Source organism: Myroides fluvii, assembly GCF_009792295.1.
GTDB classification, from domain to species: domain Bacteria; phylum Bacteroidota; class Bacteroidia; order Flavobacteriales; family Flavobacteriaceae; genus Flavobacterium; species Flavobacterium fluvii_A.
In genome coordinates this window covers 1,820,895-1,844,620 of sequence record NZ_CP039934.1, presented here as the reverse complement: position 1 = coordinate 1,844,620, position 23,726 = coordinate 1,820,895, and the positions used below count along the sequence as shown (strand labels likewise).

At 37.0% G+C, this 23,726-nt stretch carries 20 protein-coding genes; 5 read left to right on the top strand and 15 right to left on the bottom strand.

The window, feature by feature from the left end; all coding sequences use genetic code 11:
* Positions 1-3 precede the first annotated feature (3 nt).
* From FBR08_RS08375 to mraZ, 8 genes are read right to left on the bottom strand one after another with little or no spacing between them, the layout of a single operon-like run.
* Positions 4-1,245: an FtsW/RodA/SpoVE family cell cycle protein gene (locus FBR08_RS08375; RefSeq protein WP_233266320.1), complete on the bottom strand. Its 1,242-nt coding sequence runs from the start codon at positions 1,243-1,245 to the stop codon at positions 4-6.
* Between the two features lie 23 nt (positions 1,246-1,268).
* Positions 1,269-2,600 (bottom strand): UDP-N-acetylmuramoyl-L-alanine--D-glutamate ligase, encoded by a 1,332-nt coding sequence (murD, locus tag FBR08_RS08370; protein ID WP_158962313.1) that lies wholly within the window; start codon positions 2,598-2,600, stop codon positions 1,269-1,271.
* Positions 2,601-2,604: 4 nt separating this feature from the next.
* Positions 2,605-3,816: a phospho-N-acetylmuramoyl-pentapeptide-transferase gene (gene mraY / locus FBR08_RS08365; RefSeq protein ID WP_158962312.1), complete on the bottom strand. Its 1,212-nt coding sequence runs from the start codon at positions 3,814-3,816 to the stop codon at positions 2,605-2,607.
* 15 nt (positions 3,817-3,831) lie between these two features.
* Positions 3,832-5,286, bottom strand: coding sequence for a UDP-N-acetylmuramoyl-L-alanyl-D-glutamate--2,6-diaminopimelate ligase (locus tag FBR08_RS08360; RefSeq protein WP_158962311.1), 1,455 nt, complete (start codon positions 5,284-5,286; stop codon positions 3,832-3,834).
* Entirely contained in the window at positions 5,283-7,295 is a 2,013-nt protein-coding gene (locus FBR08_RS08355) for a penicillin-binding protein (RefSeq protein WP_158962310.1), read from the bottom strand. The genes FBR08_RS08360 and FBR08_RS08355 overlap by 4 nt, the downstream gene beginning before the upstream one ends.
* Positions 7,286-7,645, bottom strand: coding sequence for an FtsL-like putative cell division protein (locus FBR08_RS08350; protein WP_158962309.1), 360 nt, complete (start codon positions 7,643-7,645; stop codon positions 7,286-7,288). Before FBR08_RS08350 ends, FBR08_RS08355 begins: the two co-directional genes overlap by 10 nt.
* Positions 7,642-8,553: a 16S rRNA (cytosine(1402)-N(4))-methyltransferase RsmH gene (gene rsmH, locus FBR08_RS08345; RefSeq protein WP_158962308.1), complete on the bottom strand. Its 912-nt coding sequence runs from the start codon at positions 8,551-8,553 to the stop codon at positions 7,642-7,644. The genes FBR08_RS08350 and rsmH overlap by 4 nt, the downstream gene beginning before the upstream one ends.
* Positions 8,546-9,004, bottom strand: coding sequence for a division/cell wall cluster transcriptional repressor MraZ (mraZ, locus tag FBR08_RS08340; protein ID WP_199268647.1), 459 nt, complete (start codon positions 9,002-9,004; stop codon positions 8,546-8,548). The genes rsmH and mraZ overlap by 8 nt, the downstream gene beginning before the upstream one ends.
* 716 nt (positions 9,005-9,720) lie before the next feature.
* Between mraZ and FBR08_RS08335 the strand changes: the two genes are divergently transcribed.
* A complete protein-coding gene (locus FBR08_RS08335) occupies positions 9,721-10,485 on the top strand; it encodes an alpha/beta fold hydrolase (RefSeq protein ID WP_158962307.1) in 765 nt (254 codons plus the stop codon).
* 4 nt (positions 10,486-10,489) lie between these two features.
* Entirely contained in the window at positions 10,490-11,110 is a 621-nt protein-coding gene (gene yihA / locus FBR08_RS08330) for a ribosome biogenesis GTP-binding protein YihA/YsxC (RefSeq protein ID WP_158962306.1), read from the top strand.
* 34 nt (positions 11,111-11,144) lie between these two features.
* On the opposite strand, the gene FBR08_RS08325 is transcribed toward yihA, so the two are convergent.
* The 4 genes from FBR08_RS08325 to tyrS all read right to left on the bottom strand — a co-directional run bounded on the left by FBR08_RS08325 (position 11,145) and on the right by tyrS (position 18,264).
* Positions 11,145-11,804 carry a response regulator transcription factor gene (locus FBR08_RS08325; RefSeq protein WP_158962305.1) on the bottom strand — a complete coding sequence of 220 codons (660 nt, stop codon included), beginning with the start codon at positions 11,802-11,804 and terminating at the stop codon, positions 11,145-11,147.
* Positions 11,805-11,930: 126 nt separating this feature from the next.
* On the bottom strand, positions 11,931-13,451 hold the full coding sequence (locus tag FBR08_RS08320) for a RagB/SusD family nutrient uptake outer membrane protein (protein ID WP_199268646.1): 1,521 nt from the start codon (positions 13,449-13,451) through the stop codon (positions 11,931-11,933).
* Between the two features lies 1 nt (position 13,452).
* Positions 13,453-16,548 (bottom strand): SusC/RagA family TonB-linked outer membrane protein, encoded by a 3,096-nt coding sequence (locus FBR08_RS08315; RefSeq protein ID WP_158962304.1) that lies wholly within the window; start codon positions 16,546-16,548, stop codon positions 13,453-13,455.
* Positions 16,549-16,971: 423 nt separating this feature from the next.
* A complete protein-coding gene (tyrS, locus tag FBR08_RS08310) occupies positions 16,972-18,264 on the bottom strand; it encodes a tyrosine--tRNA ligase (RefSeq protein WP_158962303.1) in 1,293 nt (430 codons plus the stop codon).
* A gap of 182 nt (positions 18,265-18,446) precedes the next feature.
* On the opposite strand from tyrS, the gene FBR08_RS08305 reads away from it, so the two are divergent.
* Positions 18,447-19,445, top strand: a complete 999-nt coding sequence (locus FBR08_RS08305) for an NAD-dependent epimerase/dehydratase family protein (RefSeq protein WP_158962302.1) — start codon at positions 18,447-18,449, stop codon at positions 19,443-19,445.
* 12 nt (positions 19,446-19,457) lie between these two features.
* Here FBR08_RS08305 and FBR08_RS08300 read toward each other — a convergent pair whose 3' ends face one another.
* The 3 genes from FBR08_RS08300 to FBR08_RS08290 are packed head-to-tail and all read right to left on the bottom strand — an operon-like array spanning position 19,458 to position 22,082.
* Positions 19,458-20,012: a DUF4296 domain-containing protein gene (locus FBR08_RS08300; RefSeq protein ID WP_158962301.1), complete on the bottom strand. Its 555-nt coding sequence runs from the start codon at positions 20,010-20,012 to the stop codon at positions 19,458-19,460.
* Between the two features lie 13 nt (positions 20,013-20,025).
* Positions 20,026-21,363: a dihydroorotase gene (locus FBR08_RS08295; protein ID WP_158962300.1), complete on the bottom strand. Its 1,338-nt coding sequence runs from the start codon at positions 21,361-21,363 to the stop codon at positions 20,026-20,028.
* Positions 21,363-22,082, bottom strand: a complete 720-nt coding sequence (locus FBR08_RS08290; protein WP_158962299.1) for a polyprenol monophosphomannose synthase — start codon at positions 22,080-22,082, stop codon at positions 21,363-21,365. The genes FBR08_RS08295 and FBR08_RS08290 overlap by 1 nt, the downstream gene beginning before the upstream one ends.
* Before the next feature lie 73 nt (positions 22,083-22,155).
* Between FBR08_RS08290 and FBR08_RS08285 the strand changes: the two genes are divergently transcribed.
* Together FBR08_RS08285 and FBR08_RS08280 are read left to right on the top strand one after the other, a co-directional pair.
* Positions 22,156-22,857 carry a DUF4271 domain-containing protein gene (locus tag FBR08_RS08285; RefSeq protein WP_158962298.1) on the top strand — a complete coding sequence of 234 codons (702 nt, stop codon included), beginning with the start codon at positions 22,156-22,158 and terminating at the stop codon, positions 22,855-22,857.
* Between the two features lie 14 nt (positions 22,858-22,871).
* Positions 22,872-23,615 (top strand): uroporphyrinogen-III synthase, encoded by a 744-nt coding sequence (locus tag FBR08_RS08280; protein ID WP_158962297.1) that lies wholly within the window; start codon positions 22,872-22,874, stop codon positions 23,613-23,615.
* Positions 23,616-23,726: the final 111 nt, after the last annotated feature.

The following is a 23,726-nucleotide window of genomic DNA, read 5'->3' as shown; positions in this document are numbered from 1 at the left end:
TTTTTATTCTTCTATACTATTTTTTTCTAATCGTTCTAAATGTAAATCGTGTAACATTTCTTGTTCAAGCGCTTCTTCTTCTTTTTTCTTTTGTTCTTCGGCTTGTATTTCTGCTTCTTTCTTGGTTACACTCAAGATAACAGCAATGGCGAAACACGTCATCCAAATAGCTGTTCCTCCACTGCTGACAAGCGGTAAGGCTTGCCCTGTTGTAGGCAAAAGAGAAACCGCTACTCCCATATTAATTAGCGCCTGAAAAATGAGATAGAATCCCAATCCGGCAACTAATAACTTTCCGAAGAGCGTAGGTGCTTTATGAACTGCAATCAAAAAGCGATAAAACAGCAAGAGATAAATTCCCAGGATGGTTAACCCACCGAACAATCCCCATTCTTCGACAATGATGGCAAAGATAAAATCGGAAGACGACTGAGGTAAAAAGTTTTTCAATACACTTTTACCGGGTCCTACTCCGAATAATCCACCATTGGCGATGGCCATTTTAGCATTTTCGACTTGATACAAATCTCGTGTTCCATCATCGGGTCCTGTAAAGCGATCAATACGACTAATCCAAGTATCCACACGATTGGGAAATGCCCCTGGAAAAGCTTTGGCCACTAATACAAACAAAACAATACCACAGGCGCCAATTCCGATGATGGTTATCAAGTATTTAAAGGGATATTTTCCAATAAACACTAAAACGCAAACCATGCAAAAGATCAAGGCAGCCGTAGAGAAGTTCGCCGGTAAAATCAATCCTATGATGACTAATACAGGAACCCATAATTGCCAAAAGGATGTTTTAAACGACACTACTTCATCTTTAATCCCCGTTAAATATTGGGCCACATACGTCAGCAAGATTATTGCTGCTGTAGAAGAAGGTTGAAACTGTCCCAACAAGGGAATTTTCAGCCATCTACTGGCATTAGCACCTCCAATTGTATTTCCCTTTAGTAAGGTATAAAGCAATAGTAGAGCAATAACGGGCATACCGATAATAGCTATTTTCCGAAAGAGTGCATAGTCTCTTTTGTGAAAATACCACATGATGCAAATTCCAATAAATAAATGAACGAAATGTCGAAACAAATAATCGGTGGTTGCCTTTCCTGTTCCGATGGTATAAACTAGATTCGTACTTGCACTATAAACGGGTAAAAAAGAGAGCATGGCCAATAAAATTGCTAATGCCCATATAATCTTATCTCCGTGTAATAATGAAAGTAATTTTTTCATCATCTACCTCTAATTTAGCTATATTATAATTTCATTACTTCTTCCTTGAACTGCTTCCCTCTGTCTTCATAACTCGTAAACAAGTCGAAACTTGCACAAGCGGGTGACAGTAAAACAGTATCTCCGCCTTCAGCTAAAGCTTTTGCTTGAACCACGGCATCGTGCATGGATTGTACTTCGACTAAATCGTCTACAACCTTTTCGTAAGCCGCTTTTATTTTTTGGTTATCTAGTCCCAAACAAACAATTGCTTTTACTTTTTCACGCACTAAAGGCATCAACTCATCGTAATCATTTCCCTTGTCCACTCCTCCAACAATCCAAACCGTTGGTGTTTTCATGCTTTCTAAAGCAAAAAAAGTAGCGTTTACATTGGTTGCTTTCGAATCGTTAATATATTGAACGTTTTCTAATTTCAGCACTTTTTCTAAACGATGCTCTACTCCTTGAAAATCAGACAAACTTTCACGTATTACATTTTTCCTAATTCGCTTTAACTGCGCTATTGTTGTTGCTGCCATAACATTTTTTAAGTTGTGCATCCCTTCGAGAGCCACTTCCTTAATAGGTAATACAAATTTTTCATCACTCATATTCACTATAATTTTATCGTCTTCCACATAAGCCCCTTCTTCTAGTTTATGTTTAATAGAAAAAGGCATTTTACGTGCTTTTACCTCGTGTTCGCTCAACCATTTCTGAATTTCCACATCGTCATAATCATAAATCAAATAATCCTCTTCGGTCTGATTCATCGTAATTCGAAATTTCGAGGCGATATAATTCTCGTATTTATAGTCATATCGATCTAAATGATCTGGACTAATATTAGTGATTACTGCAATATGGGGTCTATAGGTTTCTATACCATCTAATTGAAAACTACTTAACTCCAAAACATAACATTTTGCAGGATCCACCTTCACTTGCTCCGCATAACTTTGACCAATATTTCCACCTATACCGACATCAAGTCCGCCTTGTTTCAATATGTGATACGTTAACATCGTAGTTGTCGTTTTTCCATTACTTCCCGTAATAGCTACCGACAACATCTCATTAAAAGGATAAGCAAACTCTATCTCAGAAATCACTTTAATTCCCTTTGCCACTATTTTTTTTACGATTGGTGTCTTATCTGGTATTCCAGGGCTTTTTACCACCACGTCTGCATTTACTATTTTTGCTTCAGTATGTTGCTGTTCTTCCCAATCGATTGCATTATTTATAAGAACTTCTTTATATTTTTCTTGGATAATTCCATAATCTGAAACGAAAACATCATATCCCTTTTCTACAGCTAACAAAGCTGTTCCAACACCACTTTCTGCTCCACCTAAAACAACCACTCTCATGTCTTTATCTCAGTTTTAATGAAATCACACAAAATACCCCTAAAAGAATGGCTATAATCCAGAAACGAGTAACGATTTTACTTTCGTGGTATCCTTTCTTTTGGAAGTGGTGATGCAAAGGCGCCATTAAAAACATTCGCTTTCCTTCCCCCCATTTATTTTTGGTGTATTTGAAATAACTCACTTGTAATACAACAGATAGTGTTTCTGCGAAAAACACCGCACACAACACAGGAATCAACAGTTCTTTGCGCACAGCTATCGCCAAAACGGCAATAATCCCCCCTATAGTTAAACTTCCTGTATCGCCCATAAACACTTGAGCAGGAAAGGTATTATACCACAAGAATCCAATCAGTGCTCCAATAAAAGCGGAGACAAAGACCGTCATCTCACCTGAATTCGGGATATACATGATATCGAGATAATTGGCAAAAATCACGTTTCCTGATATAAAGGCAAAAATACCCAACACAAAGGTGGATATCGCAGAGGTACCAGCGGCCAAACCATCAATACCATCTGTTAAATTAGCCCCATTTGATACGGCTGTAACAATAAAAATCACGATGGGAATAAAGATCAACCAAGCATAATCTTGTGCTCCTTCTCCCATCCAACTGATTAACATGCTGTAATCAAACTCGTTATTTTTAAAGAAGGGAATCGTCGTTGCAGTAGATTTTACATCGTATTGACTCACTGCTACTTCGCTCAACATGTGTTTTGCGGGTACTTCACGTACGGTTACAGCGGGACTGAAATACAAGACCGAACCAACAATAAGCCCTAGCCCTACTTGTCCTACAACTTTAAATCTTCCTTTTAATCCTTCCTTATCTTTTTTAAATACTTTAATATAATCGTCTAAAAATCCGATCGCTCCCATCCAAAGGGTTGTCAGAATCAACAACAACACATAGATATTATCCAATTTAGCAAACAATAATACAGGGATTAAGGTTGCTACAATAATGATAATTCCACCCATTGTTGGAGTACCAGCTTTTTCTTTTTGTCCTTCTAAACCTAGTTCTCTAACTGTTTCACCAATTTGCATTCTTCGCAAGCGTTCAATAATGCGCTTTCCGTAGATAATTGAGATCAACAAAGAGAAGATCATCGCCATACCTGAACGAAACGTAATATACTGGAACACACCTGCTCCAGGTATCTTGAAAAAACTCTCTAAGTATTGAAATACGTAATACAACATAACTATTTTTCTTTTCTATAGTTCTAAAAACTCCTTTACTATTTCCAAGTCACTAAAATGACTTCTTACTCCTTTGATCTCTTGATACGTTTCGTGTCCTTTCCCTGCGATTAGTATAATATCACCGGCAACGGCCTGTTGACAAGCTAATTTAATGGCTTGTTTTCGATCCTCTACCACAACAGTTTTCATTTTGTTTTGTGGCTCCACACCTGCTTCTATATCTTCTAAGATAGCAGCGGGTTCCTCGAATCGAGGATTATCTGAAGTAAAGATGACTCTATTACTTAAATCAGATGCTATTTTCCCCATTTCTGGGCGTTTTGTTTTATCTCTATTTCCTCCACAACCCACAACTGTAATCAGTTGTTCGTTATTGGTACGGATCGTATTAATCGTAGCGATGACATTAGCCAAAGCATCGGGAGTATGGGCATAATCAACAATTGCAGTCACGTTTTTAGACGAGACAATATATTGAAAACGACCTTCCACACTCGTTAACTTGCTCAAGTGGATCAACGCTTCTTCTTGCGGCACTCCTAAAGCAACCGCACTGCCAAATACAGCTAACAAATTTGAGGCATTGAATGCGCCGATAAGCTGTACCCACAACTCTTGTTGGTTGATTTTCATCAACATTCCAGAGAATTGGCTTTCTAAGATTTGTCCTTTGTAATCTGCCATGTTTTTCAAGGCGTACGTACAAACTTTAGCTTGGGTATTTTGCACCATTACAGAGCCATTTTTATCGTCTAAATTCGTCAAGGCAAAACTCGTTTTACCCAACTGATCAAAGAACGTTTTTTTTGCGTCGCGATACGCTGCGAATGTTTTGTGATAATCTAGATGATCATGGGTTAGATTCGTAAAAACTCCCCCTTCAAAATGAAGTCCGAATGTGCGATGTTGAACCACACCATGTGAACTCACTTCCATAAAACAAAACTCACATCCTTCTTCTACCATCTGATTCAAATACGCATTAATCGTAATAGAATCAGGCGTTGTATGTGATGTTTCATATAGGTCTTCTCCAATGCGAATATTCACCGTTGACAGCAATCCAGTTTTATAACCTAAACTGCTAAACATCTTGTACAACAAGGTTGCTATTGTGGTCTTTCCATTGGTACCTGTTACACCTACTAATTTTAATTTTCGCGAAGGATTGTCATAGAAATTAGCGGCAATAATTGCTAATGCTCTATTGCTATCTTCAACTACAATATAAACGACTCCTTCTACCAAATCACTAGGTAACACTTGACATACAATAGCACTTGCTCCTTGATCAATTGCTTGCCTGATATACGCATGCCCATCCATCACTTCACCTACTATTGCAATAAACAACGTATTTGCCTTTACTTGACGAGAGTCAAAAGTCAACTGGTCTATTGCTGCATCTGTCGACCCAACAATAGACTGTATTTCTACTTTGTATACTATGTCTTTTATCTTTTTCACGATAGTTCTAAAACTACTTTTTGATTCTTATCTATTTTTTGTCCGGTTAGTATTGATTGCGTTTTGACTTTTCCGACTCCTTTCACTTGAACTTTTAGTCCCAAGTTTTCTAGCAAAGGCAAAGCATCCATTACTTGCATTCCTCTTACATCAGGCATGATTGACTGCCCCATTTGATTTTGTACTAAGAAAGATTGATAACTATCTAGAATACTTGTAGGTACCTCATTTGAATCTTTCATTTCCTTTGTTGTAGGAACATCGGTGTAAATTTTCTGTGCAATTCGCTTAAATACTGGTCCTGCAACATCTGCTCCATAATAACTTTTCGAACGATCTGGCTTGTGAATCACAACAATACAAGAGTATTTCGGATCATCTGCTGGAAAATACCCTGCAAAAGAAGAAGAATAGTACATATCTGAACCATATCCTTTTCCTTTTCCGTAATTCACTTGTGCCGTTCCTGTTTTTCCTGCCATCGAAAAATTCGAAGAGTACAGCTTCTTCCCTGTTCCTTTTTTCACTGTGTTTTCTAAAATCGCTCTCGCTTGATGGATAACATCTGGGGAGGCAATTTGCGGATTCAACACCACTTTGTCAAACTTTTGTATGGTTTGATCAAACTCCTTGATTTCTGATACAAAATAAGGTTTCACCATTTCACCATTATTCGCTACAGCATTATACAAGGTCAGCGTTTGCAAAGGCGTCACGGATAATCCATATCCAAAAGCCATCCAAGGCAACGCTAATCCACTCCATCCCTTTTGTCCGGGTTTAGGAATATAAGGTGTTGCTTCTCCTTTTATCTTTAATCCTAAAGGTTTATCCATCCACAAGGTGCCTAAATAATCCGTAAACTCTTTGGGATTATTCTTAAATGCCTCATCTACTGCTTGTGTAATTACAGTATTCGATGACAATTCGATTCCTCTAGCTAAAGAAATTTTCCCATATCCTCCTCGTTTAGAATCGCGTACTCTTGCATTGTAAAAGCGAACTACTCCTTCATTGGTATCGTAAACACGAGCCGTATCTATTTGTTTCTTTTCCAACAAAGCTAAGAGTGAAGCTAACTTAAACGTAGAACCAGGTTCGTGTTTTTCCCCCACTGCATAGTTTACCGTTTCATAGTATCCTCCTGTTTTTTCATCTCTTCCTAGATTTGAAATTGCGCGAATAGCTCCTGTTTTAGTTTCCATTACAATCACACAACCGTGATCTGCGCTATACTTATCTAGTGATTGCAGCAAGGCATGATGCGCGATATCTTGAATGTACACATCGATCGTTGAGATGATATCTTTTCCATCGATAGGTTCAATTTCATTTTCGTCATTAATCGGTTTCCATTGATTCTTGGCTAAACTCTGCATTTTGCGTTTACCGTCATATCCACTGAGATAATCCGTAAAAGCTCCTTCAATCCCCACTCTTCCGAAGGTTCCATCTTCATTTTTGCGTTCATACCCAATGGTTCTCTTGGCGATTCTTCCTATAGGATGCTGACGCACAGTCTTTTGAGAAGAAATAAATCCTCCGCCATTTCCACCTCTATTAAAAAGGGGGAAATTTTTAATTCGCACATATTCTACATAGCTCAAATTTCGAGCAATCAGAATATAGCGGCTTTTCGATGCTCTTCCCTTTCTCAACATATTTTCATAATATGAGCTTGGTTTGTGAAACATCACCGCTAGCGAATCAGCTAAAGGCTTAACTTCGTTCTCGAAGTTTTCTTGTTTGGGAGCAACCCCGTCAAAACGTATTTCAAAGACCGGCACTGATGTGGCTAATAAGCTTCCATCAGCAGAATAAACATTTCCTCTATTGGCTTCTATTATTTCCTCTTTCACTCGGTTTTCACTTCTCGCTTTTTGGCGAAGCTCACTTCCTTCTACTCCTTGAATTAACAGCATCCTATAAATCACCCCTCCTGCTAATAACAATACTATTGCAGTGACGACATAAATATTGATGTAAATATTTTTGTTCCCTAGGGCCATAGTTTACTCCAAAATGTTTTATTATCTACCTCCTTCAACACCTTAATCTTTTGTGGCGGTGTTTCGGAAGGATATATTCCTTCTTCTTCTAATTTTCTCGTAATCGTCGACTCCATTTTCAGTTCCATTAGCTCTGATCGCGTAGCGACAAATTCAGCACGAAGCATTTTTACTTCATGCGTTAATTTTCCAATTTTAAACACTTTAGATTCGTATCGTTGCGTGTTTCCAATTAATACCATTCCCAACACAATCACATATATAATAAAGGCCCACGTTTTTGCAGAATTCTCATTAACGAGTATTTTAGCCTTAATTACATCTACTGGACTTGCTATTGTTTTTTTCATTTTTTCTCTGCAATTCTCAACTTCGCTGATCGCGCTCTGTTATTTACTGCTATTTCTTCTTCCGTTGGCACAATCAACTTTCCTAATTGTTTCAATGGAACTTCAAACCTTCCAAACATATCACGCTCTGGCTCGCCTTCAAACATTCCATTTTTCATATAGCGCTTCACTAATCGATCTTCTAGCGAGTGATATGAAATCACACTTAATCTTCCTTCTGGCTTGAGCACCTCAACACTTTGTTCCAACAATTCTTTTAGCACTTCAATCTCTTGATTCACTTCAATTCGAATGGCTTGGTACACTTGCGCTAATATCTTAGCTGTTTTGTGCGCAGGCAAGAAACGAGACAACACTTGCTTCAGTTGATCTGTATCTTTTATCTCTCCGTTTTCTCTTGCGTTTACAATCGTATGTGCCATTGCACCCGCATTTTTCAACTCTCCATATACACTCAACACGTATCTCAAATCTTTCTCCTCGTAATCATTTACTACATGATAAGCAGACAACTCCCCATTTTGGTTCATTCTCATATCAAGTTCTCCAGCAAAACGAGTAGAAAAACCGCGTTCTGCAACGTCAAACTGATGCGACGAAACACCTAAATCACCCAGTATCCCATCTACCTCGCTCACCCCATAAAAACGCAAATAGCGCTTTAGGTATCTAAAATTTTGATTAATCAATACAAATCGAGGATCGTCAATGGCATTTTTCACCGCATCATCATCCTGATCAAAGGCAAACAATTTTCCATTTTCACCTAATCGACTCAATATTTCTCTTGAGTGTCCACCACCGCCAAATGTCACATCCACATAAACGCCATCGGGACGGATATTCAACCCATCCACTGTTTCGGTTAACAAAACAGGTCTATGATATGCGTATAAATCTTTACTCATCAAAACTAATATTACTCATTACTTCTTGCGCCAATGCACCAAAATCAAAATCCGCTGGTTCTAACGTAGCTTCATACAGGTCTTTATCCCATATTTCAACGATATTCACTTTAGAAGCCATTACAATTTCTTTCGTGATATTTCCAAACTGCAACAGATCCTTTGCAATCAGCAAACGACCAGCATCATCAATATCAACGAGTTTGACCCCCGCCATAAATGCACGAATAAACGTGTCTACTTTTTTATCAAAAGGATTCAGCTTATTGATTTTCAACATCATCTTCTCCCACTCAGCCATTGGCCACAATTCCAAACACGTCTCGAACACCGATCGCTTCAGCACGAAACCATCAGCCATAGCAGGCAGCTGCTTCTTCAAAGAAGCAGGCACCAATACCCTACCTTTGGTATCGATCTTACACTCGTATGTCCCGATAATCGACGTCAAAATTTTGTTTATATATATATACTTAGCAAATGTAATTATTTTTTTACCACTTTTACCCACTTCTACCCACTTTGTTAATAAGTTTTCTAAAAATAGCGTATTTACTGACTTCAATAGCCGAATTAATTGCTTATACTTAGCCTTTTTTTACGCAAACTCTTTGATTTAAACTTACTTACCCCTATACTGTTCGTCGTTTTTCACCTACTAAAACCACATTTACTTATTGTTATTTTTTTAACTCAAAATATCAATTTAAAACAAACAAAATGTCATTTAATTCTAAAAAACGCCGAAACTATTTTTTGATAAAAACGCCATTTATCTCTTCCTTTTTACTTTTTTTTATTTGCTTTTCAGGATTAAAAAAAGTTATTTTTCCTGCGTTTTAAACACACACTTATGCGGCTAATTTTCTTTTTTAGTTTGCCTAACTACGCTCAAAAAACATTGTTTTTTTTAATCAAACCCTACCCCATTTTGAATAAAACAAAGAGAGAATAAACCAGGCCTACCTCTTTTTTTGCTGTTAAATGGAAGACAAATCTCTTGCGACTAGGTGTAAATATCGGTTGTGAATTTTTTATTTTGTACCCTTAAAAAGGTATCGTCTATTTTCTTTTTCACCTTAGGCTATATTTTATCCTTTTATTACAATAATTGTCTCTATTAAAAATGTATATTTGTAAGAATTTAAAAATCGCAAGTAAGAGCTAATGGAGCGAACTTTAAAAGAAGACGGTAAATTCCGATATTTGGAAGTTGGTGAAGGAACACCAATTATCATCTTACATGGATTAATGGGAGGGCTTAGTAATTTCGATGGAGTTACCAATTTCTTTCCTCAAAAAGGCTATAAAGTTATTATTCCTGAACTGCCTTTATATACCAATAGCATTTTAAAAACAAATGTCAAAGCCTTTGCTAAGTTTGTCAAAGACTTTATTGAGCGCATTGGTTATGAAGAGGTCATTTTATTGGGTAACTCACTTGGAGGTCATATCGCGTTGTATTTTGCTAAAATGTATCCTCAATATCTAAAAGCTATGGTGCTGACAGGAAGTTCAGGGCTGTACGAGAGTGCTATGGGTGATAGTTATCCAAAGCGCGGAGATTATGAGTATATCAGAAAAAAGGCAGAAGATGTATTTTACGACCCTGCTATAGCGACAAAAGAAATCGTAGATGACGTTTTTGCGACAGTCAATGATCGCATGAAGTTAATCAAGACCTTGACCATTGCCAAAAGTGCCATTCGACATAATATGTCTAAAGACTTACCAAAAATAAAGGTACCTACTTGTTTAATTTGGGGAAAAAACGACAAGGTGACTCCACCAGAAGTTGCTGTAGAATTTCACGAATTACTACCAGATTCAAACCTTTATTGGATTGACAAATGTGGTCATGCCGCAATGATGGAACACCCTGATGAATTCAATGAACTATTGAATAAGTGGTTCAACGAACGCAACATATAAGACAATGAAAATAAATACTGCAGCATTTGTAATGAGTAACTCTGATGTAAGTAAATGTCCTAACGAACCTTTACCAGAGTATGCATTCATCGGAAGATCCAACGTTGGAAAGTCTTCCTTAATCAACATGCTTACTAATTCGAAATCTTTAGCAAAAACTTCCTCAAGACCAGGAAAAACACAGTTAATCAACCACTTTAAGATTAATTCTAATTGGTTTTTAGTTGATTTACCTGGGTACGGATATGCTAAAGTCTCCAAGAAAACAAAAAGTGTATTCCAAAAATTTATTACGGAGTACTTCGAGAAACGCAGACAATTAGTTTCTGCTTTTGTTTTGATCGACATCAGACACGAAGCGCAAAAAATTGATTTGGAATTCATGGAGTATTTAGGTGAAACAGGGATTCCCTTTAGCATCATCTTTACTAAAGCGGATAAAGTTGGCAAAACCAAAATACCTCAATTAGTAGCTGACTATAAAAAACAACTACTAAATGGCATTTGGGAAGAAATGCCTCCTTACTTTATTACTTCTTCAGAACACAAAACAGGACGAGATGAAGTACTAGAGTATATTGACGCAATCAATCAAGATATCTTCAAAAATCCACTACCGATATAAAACAAAAAAACTGCCAAGGCAGTTTTTTTTATTTCTAAATGTAATAGTCGTTTACGGTAATGATCCCCGCTCGAATGGCATATCTCGTTGCGTCGTGCACACTACTAACCTCGAGTTTTTTAAAAATATTCTTTCGATGTGTAATGACCGTATGAATACTTATATTGCGATCCGCAGCAATTTCTTTCGTCATCTTACCAGTAGCAATTTCTTTTAAAATCTCACGCTCAGCATTGGTTAATATTTGATCCACCTTAAAAGCCGTTGTTTTATACGAATTGAAGACTTCTTGTACACAAGAGGCAATATAGTTTTCTTTCCTGCCAATCGCAATCAACCCTTTTTTAATTTCATCTAAGGTTCCTTTTTCCTGTAACATATTAAACCCATTGACGGATTTCATATGCAGTATTTTTTTTAACCAAATTTCGGGTAATTCTTCTAACCACATTACCCATACACTTCGTTCATAGGTGCTTTTCAACTCGTAAATAACATCTACTTGTTGGAGTAACTGATAGCTAGTTGGATTAAAAAAAACACAAGCTGAACTGTTCTTTTTCAAGAACATACGAATATCTTGCACCGTTTTCAAGTCATGCCAAACGATTTCTTCTTGGATACTCAGCTCTGCTATCGTTTTTATTCCCAAACGAACCAATTCTTTCTCTTCTAAAATAGCAATATGCACCATAGCTTACCTTTGTCGTACAAAATTAAGGAAATAATTTTAGGTTTAAACAGCAAAAGGCTGTCTAATCGACAGCCTTTTGCACCATTACTGATTGAATAAAATAAACAACTAATGAACCACTCACTATTAAAGATTTGGATTCTCTCTTTCTTCTACGTTTGGTATTTGATATAAGTAGTAAGGGCTATTTGCTACAAACGCACTTTGATCTGGAAAATTTAGCGCATAATGCCCATTAGCAGTCATTATCTTCGTTTTTGTTTCCTCATTTCCATGTGCATCTCTTACCACATAAGAGTACTCTACTTTATTGTGTTCGTATTTTTTTCGAACTACAGCCTTTTGATTTCTAACGATGTCAACTAAAGCAAATCCTTCACCAAACAGTTCTTTTCTTCTTTCTACCCAAATAGCTTCTAATAAATCCTTTCCTGATACATTCGAAACTAAAGCTGCATGACGCGCTCTTTTTACCTCGTTCAATTTATTGATAGCATCCCCGTCATTTAATTGTGCTTTCGCTTCCGCATTGATTAAGTAAATCTCTGAAGTACGCATCAACACCATATCCGCAAGCTGTCCTGCCTTAAACTTGAATTTGCCATAACGCATCCAAACCACAGAAGCCTTTTCTATATCTGCACTTGGATCAGGCGCCCAATTAATCATTGATTTTCTATAATCTCCATCCTCAAAGAGTTCTTTAAAGTATGGATCTGCATTAAAGCTATAATAATAACTATCTTTAGAAGTCACATCCAAATAATGGAATTGATACGATGCATTGCTTTGATCAGGTGTTTGCGGATGACCCCAAATCCATTCGCGATTCGCTACATCATTAAATCCTGATTTGTATTCTGTCTCAGTCATCAAATAATCATTCTTCGCTAACACACGATCGGAATAATCCCTTGCTTTCTCCCAATTTCTAGCATATAAATTGGCTCTAGACAGCAACCCTAATACCACACTGTGATCTATTTGGAATTTTTGTTTGCGCACATATCCTTCCGGAATTAGCACTAACGCTTCTTCTAAATCAGCTAATGCTTGATTATACACTTCTCTTACCGTAGATCTTTTAGCTGGCTGCGTATCAACTGTTGTAGGTTTCAGATAAATTGGTACGGCTAAAGCATTGGGATCTTTGTCAATCGCAAAGGCATAAGAAGAAGCTAAATGCAAATACATAAATCCACGTAAGGCATAAGCTTGCCCTTTTATTCTTCTTTTTTCTCCTGCATCTCCTTTTGAATTATCAATATAGGCCAAGATATTATTCATATTGTTGATGGTTTTGTACGACAAATTCCAGCTGTGTGTATTCGTCCCTCCTTTTCCATAAAGCGCACTGAACTGATAATGATTTCCAAAACCGTATTTATTCGTTTGCAACACAGCGTCATTCCCCATAGCATCACTGGTTCGTAAAAAAGAACCAAATCCAGGGTTTGCATAGGTATAATAGGTCTCCATTAATTGTCCCCAACTACCATTTAACACTTTTTCGCTCCCCTCTACCGTTTTAAATACTTCTTTCTCTTCCACTGCATCAGTTGGCGATGTATCTTGATCACAAGAAACAAGCGCAAAGAAAAATAACAGGGCTAAGGCTTTTGTATATTGGATATAATTTTTCATCATGTTATAATTTTAAATTTACTCCTACTGAAATCGTTTTCATTGCAGGATAACGGAAATAAGTTGTTCCATCATAGTTTTGTTCAGGATCTAGTCCTTGATGTTTGGCCCATGTAAAGAGATTCTCCGCTTGTAAGTACAAGGATGCTTGTCCTATATTGACTTTATCCAACCATTCTTTTGGAAAATTATACGATAAAGAAAGCGTTTTTAACTTCAAGAATGAGCGATCTACTAAGAAACGAGTTGAGCTATTCGTCCATACATTAGCCGTTGAAGTGGTCAATCGCGCCACATCAGCATCCGTATTTTCAGGTGTCCAACGATCTAACATATCCACACTCCAAGACGTTCCTCCTCCATTTTGCTTCATTAAACTCAACTTATCACCGTTGTATATTTTCCCACCAACAGCATAAGAGAAGTTCGCAATCAATTGCCAATTTTTATAAGACAAGTCGGTTTGGAATCCACCTGAAAATTTCGGCAGTGAGTTTCCGCTTTTCACTTTGTCTTTGTCTTTTAATTCACTGTAATTTTCCGTGATGAAACGCTCGCCATTAGCATCCGTTCCATACCATCTTGGTTTTCCTGTTTCAGGATTAACCCCTGCCCATTCAATGAGGTAAAAATCATACAATGATCCGCCTTTCATCCATTTTTTAGTTCCACTGTACATTTCTTCTGTAGGAAGAGATTGAATTTTATTTTTATAAGTCGTAATATTCATTCCCAATTTCCATTTCCAATCCTCTGTTACGATTGGATATCCTTCTAGTGATAATTCCCATCCATAATTTTTCATTTTCCCAATATTTTTTAATACTGAGCTAAATCCAAGAGAAGGAGCTAGTTCTTCATTAAACAATAAATCTTTAGACGCACGTTCAAAATATTCCACCGTACCCGTTAATCGGTTATTGAAAATTCCAAAATCAAAACCTAAATTTAGGTTCATATTTGTTTCCCAACTCACATTTGGTGTTCCCAAACGAGAAGCTACTAGACCTGGATCACCTAGATTATTATAGATATCAAATAAAGCCTGATACGCATAATATTCCACTTTATCATTTCCTTGTGCACCATAACTTGCGCGAACCATCAATTCATTCAACCATGAATCTCTATACTTCTGCATGAAATCTTCATCTATTAGACGCCACGAAGCTCCTAAAGACCAAAAGGAAGCGGTGCGATTTCCTGGAGCAAATCGAGAAGATCGATCACTGCGGTAAGATCCAGATAAGTAATACTTCTTATCATATGAATACTGTAAGTTTCCAAATAAACTAAAGATATTATATTCATCTGCTTTTCCATAGAAATCAGCCAATCGAGAGGCAGCATCTGGTTGTTCGTATCCCAACATAATCAACTGTTCTCTTGCTCCTCCAAAATAGTTTGATTTATATTTATAGAACTCTTGTCCTACCATCACGCCAATACTATTTTTATCATCTAAATCAAAATCGTAATTCAGGACATTGTTATACGTCATCGCCGTTGTACGTGTGTTTCTCATGCTTACACCTCCTCCTGTAGAACTAGATGGCCCTACTTCAGGATTCGTTACATTGTGATTATACACACTGTTGTAATCTACGTTTAACGAAGTTTTAAATTTCAAATTATCTAAGAACTTCACTTGAGCATACGTACGAACAGAGGCATAATCTGTTTTATTTTCTGCCTTATCTAAGGGAAGTGTAGCTACTAGATTGTGACGAGCATACGAGCTTGCTCTATAGTTTCCAAAATCATAGATACGATTTCCTGTTTCAGGATCTAATAAATAGGCTCCTGTAGTTAAATCGCGTTCGTAAATCGGGTAAAAAGAAGGCATATTACGACCAAATCCAATCACATTGCCAATGGCACTATCATCTTGTTTCGGATAATCTTGAATCGAATGTGAAGCGGAAGTATTCAACCCCAATTCCAACCAGTTCTTAGCATCTATTACAATATTCGATCGGAAATTAAAGCGTTTAAAACCGGATTCTTTGACATATCCTTGGTTGTTTAAGAAACCTCCAGAAACAAAATATCTTGTTTTTGCACCACCACCAGATACACGAACCGTCAAATCTGTATAATTAGCATTTTGCGATAAAGCGTCGGTCCAGTTGTCATTCCATAGTGGGCGTAATCCAGCACGTAATTTTCCATCTGTACCAACTGGTTCAGGGTTATCCAATCCGTAGGGATTAATTCCCAACGAGCTAACTAAATTTGCCGTTGCATATTGAGAAGCGGTAGCCCAATCTTCTCCAGCTGTATCCATACGTCCATTGCGCATAGCCTCCCAATACATTTCCATGTATTGATTGGTACTCATCGTTTTATAATCACTACGCGCTCGGCTTGATGTTCCGTATTTAGCCGATATCTCGATTTGAGGCTCTTGATTTTTCACTCCTTTTTTGGTTGTAATCATCACAACGCCATTTGCTGCTCTAGATCCATATAAAGTTGCAGATGTAGCATCCTTTAATACAGAAATAGATTCAATATCTGCCGGTGCAATAGTAGATAGTCCTCCTTCATAAGGCACACCATCTACTACATACAAAGGTCTGCTCCCCGCATTTACTGAACCAATCCCACGGATGCGGATTTCCGCTTCCGAACCAGGTTGTCCACTTGCTGCAAAAGACTGAACCCCTGCTACCGAACCTTCTAAAACTCTTGAGACATTACTCACTTGAGTCTGTCCAATCGTTTTAGCGCTAACTAATCCAACTGATCCTGTATACGTCTTTTTATTGGCTGTACCATAAGGCACTTGAATAATGACTTCTTCTAGATTTTCGGCATGAGCCTCTAGGTATATATTAAGTTCTGTTTGAGTGGATATTTTCACTTTTTGCGTGGTATATCCAATAAAAGAGAAAGAAAGTGTTTGATTTGGCTCCACTTTAATCGTGTAATTTCCATCAAAATCTGTAGCAACTCCTTTCCCTGTTTCAACTACAGTTACACTTACTCCGGGTAAACTTCCTCCTATATCGGAAACAGTCCCTTTCAGTGTAAACTCCTGTGCTTGTAACTGATAAACTCCCATCAGCACAAAAACAATTTGTAAAATTTTTTGCATAAATTGTCCCTTTGATTGCTAGATGTTTCTAGCAATGCATTAATAATAAAGTGATAGAATTAAAATGATTGAGATGTCAAACTTATGACATCCGAGATGAGATAGTTCTTGCGCTAGCAACAACACAAGTTCATGCAGCACGTCATCGACATGAAAGAAGAATCTTCCTGTTGATTAAAATAAAGGATAGAAGTCGTTTTCGATAAAAAAACTTTAGACTGCATGGCACTACTACTTTTAAGTTTAGACAATGTATTTTTCACGTATTAGAAAAAACAGTATCGTATTTGTTTGTTTTTGATAAGGCAAAGATAGCAGCGTCACAAATAAAAGTAAATACCACGTATATGGTAGATTTAAAACAAAAAAGGCTATCTCAGTGATTTAGAGATAACCTTTTTTACTATTTTGTATTGATATGGATTACTTTACATCTAAAATAAAGTAATTCTTTTTTCCTTTTTGAAGTAGGATAAACTGATTGTTAATCAAGTCTGAAGCCGAGATTACATATTCCTCTGTCACTTTATCGCGATTAACAGCGATTGCATTTGCTTGTAAGGAACGACGTGCTTCGCCATTCGAAGGCATGAACCCACTTTTTCCTGCTAAAGCTTCGATAATTGGCAAACCTGCTTCTATATCCGCTTTCGAAATTTCTGCTTGAGGAACTCCGTCAAAAACCTCTAAGAATGTTTTAGCATCTAGTTGTTTTAAATCATCCGCTGATGAATTACCAAATAGAATTCCAGAAGCTTTGATTGCATTTGCTAAATTTTCTGCTCCGTGAACCATTGTCGTTACTTCCTCTGCCAATCGCTTTTGCAATACGCGTAAATGCGGTGCTTCTTGGTGTTCTTTCACTAATGATTCTATTTCTTCACGTCCAATAAACGTAAAAATTTTGATGTATTTTTCGGCATCGGCATCGGATACGTTTACCCAGTATTGGTAAAATTTGTAAGGAGAAGTGTATTCTGCAGACAGCCAAATATTTCCACCTTCTGATTTACCAAACTTCGTTCCGTCAGCTTTTGTAATTAACGGGCAAGTCAATGCGTATGCTTTTTCACTAATCGTACGGCGAATTAATTCTGTCCCTGTAGTGATATTTCCCCACTGATCCGAACCTCCCATTTGCAAGGTAACGTTCTTTGCTTGGAATAAGTGCAAAAAGTCATATCCTTGTAGCAATTGATAACAAAACTCTGTGAATGACATTCCATCTTGGAATTCACCGTTTAGGCGTTTTTTCACAGAATCTTTGGCCATCATATAGTTTACGGTAATGTGTTTACCCACAGTTCGGATAAATTCTAGGAAAGAAAAATCTTTCATCCAATCGTAGTTATTTACGAGTTCGGCAGCATTTCCAGCACCAGAATTAAAATCTAAAAAGCGTTCTAACTGTGCTTTAATCGCATTTTGATTGTGACGTAAAGCTTCTTCGGACAATAGATTTCTTTCATTTGATTTTCCAGATGGATCTCCTACCATTCCTGTAGCACCACCAATTAAAGCAATTGGTTTGTGTCCTGCCATTTGAAAATGCTTTAAAAGCATTACACCCACTAAATGTCCAATATGCAATGAATCCGCTGTTGGGTCAATCCCCACATACGCCACACGCATCTGCTCCAACAAATGTTCTTCAGTGCCTGGCATAACGTCGTGGAGCATTCCTCTCCAAGTCACTTCTTCAATAAAATTTTTCATTTAATTATATTTTATGCAAAGATAGGTCAATTCCTTACGCTATTCGAACTTTTTTTGGTCGCTTTTCTATTTTTATTGCTTTCAGACTGTTCAAAACAATACACTGAAAATACGGGCGTTACTTTCAAACTTTTAGTTCAATTCTTTCACTTTCTAAAACATAAACTTTACATTTGTTCATTATGATACTAGTCACTGGTGCAACAGGCTTAGTTGGAAGCCATCTTCTTTTACACCTTCTTCAACAAGAAGAAAGTAATGTGCGTGCTATTTATCGAAATCCGTTAAGTATCGACAAGACTAAACATGTATTTGAGCTTCACAATGCATTAGCCTTGTTTGAACGTATTCAATGGCAACAAGCAGATATTTTAGACGTACCTGCCTTAGAAGAAGCTTTTAAGGAAATCACACATGTGTATCACTGCGCTGCTATGGTTTCCTTTGACCCTAAAGAGGAGAAAATCCTACGCAAAACCAATATTGAGGGAACCGCTAATATCGTAAACTTGTGTATTGCTTATCCGGTTGTAAAATTATGCCATGTTAGTTCGATTGCAGCTTTAGGTGAATCGCTACATCCTTCTACCCCCATTACGGAAAAAACAGACTGGAATCCGGAACTTTACCACAGTGATTATGCCTTGAGTAAATTTGGTGGTGAAATGGAAGTTTGGCGCGGTACTCAGGAAGGACTTGATGTAATCATCGTCAACCCTGGAGTAATTTTCGGTCGTGGTTTTTACCGAGAAGGCAGTAGTGAATTACTGTATAAGGTACATCAAGGATTTCCTTTTTACACTGCTGGAACCACAGCTGTTGTTTCCGTTGAAGATGTTGTATTTTGCATGCGCCAACTGATGCAGAGTGAACACAAAAATGAGCGTTATATTCTCGTTTCAGCTAATTTAGAAAACCGCGAACTGCTACATTTTATTGCTACGATGCTCAACAAGAAACCCGCTAGCTTTGAAATTGGACGATTTGGTCTTGCCCTAGCGTGGCGTTTAGATGCTTTTATTTCACTATTAACCCGAAAAAAAAGAAGCTTTACACGTGCTATCGCGAAAGCTTCTTTAAGTCGTTTTAATTATGATGCTTCAAAAATTGAGCAAATTTTATCTTTTCAGTTTACTTCTTATAAAGATTTTTTAGTCGAAATAAGCAAAAGTTTTAAGTAATACTTGTTCTCCTTATTTTAGCATTGCGTCGAACTTCTTCCGTAAATTCTTTTTTTCTTCTGGAGTCATCTCCTTCATGTTAACTTTTTTCTCACTACTCAAAGCTACTTTATTTGTTGTATTAGTAGTACTTACCATGACCTCTTCTTTCATTTGATTCGACGTCTCTTGCATCTCGTTATCTACTTTCATAGCTTCTAGAGGAGCTAGTTCTATATTTTTAGCAGGCAATAGCGAATCAATTCGTTCTTTATCCTTTTTCAGTCGATCCATCACGCGATTTTGCATATCCAAATACACGCCTTTTTTCAGCATCACATAGTAGCGGTTATTGGTAGTAAACGTCAAGCTATCTACTTGGTGCTTTTCGAAAATATCTGTCACCTGTATTGACTTTACTGTATCTGTCACAAATGCATTGGTTGTTTGCATCCCATACAACAACGCTATATCGTACAAAATATCTTCCATTTTTGCTTGCTCAATAAATGGATTGGGCTTAGTTGTATCCTTTGCACAAGAACACAACAGTAACACCATACAAAAAGCTACTACTACTTGTTTCATTTTTCTAATTCTACTAACGTTCAAAAAGCAATCTTTGTCCACAGCGTATTTCTTTTACTTCTTCATTCTCATAGACCAAACATCCATTAACAAATGTATGGGTAACTTTAGAAGAGAATGTTTCTCCTTCAAATGGAGACCAGCCACATTTATACAAAATATTGTTTTGATTTACTTCCCAACTGTTATTCGGATCAATTAAAACAATATCGGCGTGATAGCCTTCTTTCAAAAATCCTCTTTTTTCTATTTGGAATAGAATCGCAGGATTGTGCGCTGTTTTTTCAACAATTTTTTCAACAGTAATTCTCCCTTGTTTTTTTGCTTCAAACAAAGAGACTAAAGCATGTTGAACTAAAGGGCCTCCAGAAGGAGCTTGTGTGTACGCTTTTGCTTTCTCTTCTTTCGTATGGGGTGCATGGTCTGTAGCAATAACATCAATGCGTCCATCTAACAAAGCTTCCCAAAGTTTTTCTCTATCACTTTCTTTTTTAACTGCGGGGTTCCACTTAATGAAGTTCCCTTTTGTCTCGTAATCCTTATCGGTAAACCACAGGTGATGTACGCAAACCTCCGCCGTAATTTTTTTGTCTTTTAATGGGATATCATTGCGAAACAAATCCGTTTCTTTTCCTGTAGACACGTGAAACACGTGTAATCGCGCTCCTGTTTTCTTTGCTAATTCTATCGCTTTAGACGAAGAAATATAACAAGCCTCCTCACTGCGAATAATTGGGTGACATTCTACAGGGATATCCTCTCCATATTGTTCCTTGTGCTGTTGCAAATTGGCTTGGATTGTTGCTTCATCTTCAGCATGAACCGCAATCAACATGGAAGTACTCGAAAATATTTTTTCTAAAACCTCTTGACGATCCACCAACATATTGCCGGTTGACGACCCCAAAAACAATTTAATTCCCGCTACATTACGCGGATTTGTCTGGAGTAATTCATCTAAATTATCATTCGTCCCTCCCATCATAAACGAATAATTCGCATACGACTTGGAAGACGCTATTTCGTATTTCTGTTCTAACAATTCCTGAGTAACTGCATTAGGAACGGTGTTGGGTTGTTCAATGAAAGAAGTGATTCCCCCAGCTACAGCCGCTCTTGACTCTGATGCGATATCTCCTTTATGCGTCAATCCTGGTTCGCGAAAATGCACTTGATCATCGATCATACCTGGAATAACGTATTTTCCTGTTGCATCGATCACTTGCATCTCAGCTGTTGCTTCGATAACCCCAGCTATGCGCACAATTTTCCCTTCTTGAATCAGGAGGTCCGCTTTTTGAACAACACCTTCATTGACAAGGTTTCCGTTTTTAATTAAGTAGTTAGTCATTATAGTTTGTTTAGTAGTTTTCTGATTTTAAGGTTGATCACGCCAAAAATAGCTTCTTTGATAATTCCCTTAGACATCTTAGATTCCCCACGCGTTCGATCTGTAAAAATAATCGGCACCTCTGTAATAGGGTATTGCTTCACGTATACTCTGTATTTCATTTCGATTTGAAAGGCATAACCTACAAATCGAATTTTATCTAAATCGATACCTTGTAACACTTCTTTTGTATAGCAAACGAAACCTGCTGTTGTATCTTGAATGGGCATACGTGTAATCCAACGAACATAAATAGAGGCCCCATAGGAGAGCAGTACGCGATTCAAAGGCCAATTGACCACATTTACACCTGTAACGTATCGAGAACCAACAACCATTCCTCCATTTGCTTGACAACTAGCCAAGAGTCGACTCAAATCTGCAGGATTATGAGAAAAATCAGCATCCATTTCGAAAATATAATCATATTCTCGTTCTAAAGCCCACTTAAATCCATCTACATAAGCTGTTCCCAACCCATTCTTCCCTTCTCGCTTCAACAAATATAGTTCAGGATGTTCTTGCTGTAATTCTTCTACAACTGTAGCCGTACCATCTGGTGAGTTATCATCCACAATGAGCACGTGAAAACACTCGGGTAATTCGAGTACTGCCTCAATAATATGCCTTATATTTTCTATTTCATTATAGGTAGGAATAATAACTAGTCCTGCGTTCATTGTCTATACTTTGGATACAAAAATAACCTTTTTATAGAAAGTTAGCCCTTAAATAATTAACAAAGTCTCACAAATGCATTTTTTTACTAATTTTGCAATTGATATGGATAATCTACTCTTAACCGAACGAATTGTGACCAATAAAGATTGGGCTAGCCTGCTATTTTTTGTGGGCTTCTCCATTATTGCTATTAACAGAACTGTATTCAGTGTTCGATTTGCAGAGTTTACTCGTTTGGCTATATCTGATAAATATTTAAAAATATACAAAGACAATACGAATCTGCGCAATAGTTTTACGCTGTCGTTTTTAACTATTCAGCTGTTATCCATAACCTTTTTCTTACAAATTGCGGCGAGGTCTTTTGGCTTGATCGAACAATATACCCTATTGTCTTATATCCAAATTTTAAATTTTACTTGTTTTTTTGTTATTGCTAAGTATTTATTAGACAAAATCATTGGTATTACCTTTGGAATAGAAGATTTTGTAGATTACTTCAATTTACAAAAAGCAACCTATCGAAATTACATTGGCATGTATCTCTTGGGCATTGATTTACTCTTATTTTACAACGATATAGTCAATCAAATAGTCATTACCACCTTGGGAATTACGTTAATCTTAACAAATCTAGGTTTATACGTTATTTTTATAAAAAACAATCGAAAAACGATATTAAATAAGTTGTTCTATTTTATTTTGTATCTTTGCACCCTTGAAATAGCTCCTTATTTTATAATATACTTTGCATTTAAAAACTTTAGAGCCTAAATAAGAATTAAACTATGAAAGTGAAAACAATTTTGGTTTCTCAACCAGAACCTAAAGTAGAAAACTCACCATACTTTGAGATCGAACAAAAGTATAAAGTAAAAATTGACTTTAGGCCTTTTATACACGTTGAAGGTGTACCTGCTAAGGATGTAAGACAACAAAAAATCGATTTAAACAACTTTACAGCTGTTATTTTGACGAGTAGGAACTCTGTAGACCATTTCTTTCGCGTTGCAGAAGAAATGCGCTATAAAGTGCCTGAAACGCTAAAGTATTTTTGCCAATCTGAAGCAATCGCTTTTTATCTTCAAAAATACGTGGTGTACCGCAAGAGAAAAATTTATGTAGGTCAAAAAGATTTTGCTGATTTAGCTCCTTTGATAAAAAAATACAAGGATGAGAAATTCTTATTGTCAGCATCCGATCAATTAAACGCAGAAGTTCCTACGATTTTAGGAGAATTAAAAGTAGACTGGACTGCTGGAACTTTTTACAAAACAGTAATGAGTGATTTATCGGATTTAGCCGATGTGAAATACGACGTTTTGGCTTTCTTTAGTCCAACGGGAATCAAATCACTATTCATGAATTTTCCTGACTTCTCACAAGACAACACTCGAATTGCAGTATTTGGTACAACCACGCAAAAAGAAGCCTTAGATCACGATTTACGCGTAGATATCATGGCTCCTTCACCAGAAGCACCATCGATGACCATGGCACTTGAAAAATACATTCACAAAGTAAATAAATAACATAAAAAAAGTCTTCCTAACGGAAGACTTTTTTTGGTTATGAGTTAACGGTTATGAGTTAACGGTTATGAGTTAACGGTTATGAGTTATCAGATAACCGTTAACTCATAA

Bases quoted from the DNA above. Each gene is read 5' to 3' on its own strand.
- FBR08_RS08325 (WP_158962305.1), bottom strand. From the start codon at position 11,804: ATGGTGCATATTGCTATTTTAGAAGAGAAAGAATTGGTTCGTTTGGGA.
- murD (WP_158962313.1), bottom strand. From the start codon at position 2,600: ATGAGAGTGGTTGTTTTAGGTGGAGCAGAAAGTGGTGTTGGAACAGCT.
- FBR08_RS08285 (WP_158962298.1), top strand. From the start codon at position 22,156: ATGCATTTTTTTACTAATTTTGCAATTGATATGGATAATCTACTCTTA.
- FBR08_RS08300 (WP_158962301.1), bottom strand. From the start codon at position 20,012: ATGAAACAAGTAGTAGTAGCTTTTTGTATGGTGTTACTGTTGTGTTCT.
- FBR08_RS08290 (WP_158962299.1), bottom strand. From the start codon at position 22,082: ATGAACGCAGGACTAGTTATTATTCCTACCTATAATGAAATAGAAAAT.
- FBR08_RS08350 (WP_158962309.1), bottom strand. From the start codon at position 7,645: ATGAAAAAAACAATAGCAAGTCCAGTAGATGTAATTAAGGCTAAAATA.
- FBR08_RS08335 (WP_158962307.1), top strand. From the start codon at position 9,721: ATGGAGCGAACTTTAAAAGAAGACGGTAAATTCCGATATTTGGAAGTT.
- rsmH (WP_158962308.1), bottom strand. From the start codon at position 8,553: ATGAGTAAAGATTTATACGCATATCATAGACCTGTTTTGTTAACCGAA.
- FBR08_RS08355 (WP_158962310.1), bottom strand. From the start codon at position 7,295: ATGGCCCTAGGGAACAAAAATATTTACATCAATATTTATGTCGTCACT.
- mraY (WP_158962312.1), bottom strand. From the start codon at position 3,816: ATGTTGTATTACGTATTTCAATACTTAGAGAGTTTTTTCAAGATACCT.
- FBR08_RS08280 (WP_158962297.1), top strand. From the start codon at position 22,872: ATGAAAGTGAAAACAATTTTGGTTTCTCAACCAGAACCTAAAGTAGAA.
- FBR08_RS08375 (WP_233266320.1), bottom strand. From the start codon at position 1,245: ATGAAAAAATTACTTTCATTATTACACGGAGATAAGATTATATGGGCA.
- FBR08_RS08315 (WP_158962304.1), bottom strand. From the start codon at position 16,548: ATGCAAAAAATTTTACAAATTGTTTTTGTGCTGATGGGAGTTTATCAG.
- yihA (WP_158962306.1), top strand. From the start codon at position 10,490: ATGAAAATAAATACTGCAGCATTTGTAATGAGTAACTCTGATGTAAGT.
- FBR08_RS08320 (WP_199268646.1), bottom strand. From the start codon at position 13,451: ATGATGAAAAATTATATCCAATATACAAAAGCCTTAGCCCTGTTATTT.
- FBR08_RS08295 (WP_158962300.1), bottom strand. From the start codon at position 21,363: ATGACTAACTACTTAATTAAAAACGGAAACCTTGTCAATGAAGGTGTT.
- FBR08_RS08305 (WP_158962302.1), top strand. From the start codon at position 18,447: ATGATACTAGTCACTGGTGCAACAGGCTTAGTTGGAAGCCATCTTCTT.
- tyrS (WP_158962303.1), bottom strand. From the start codon at position 18,264: ATGAAAAATTTTATTGAAGAAGTGACTTGGAGAGGAATGCTCCACGAC.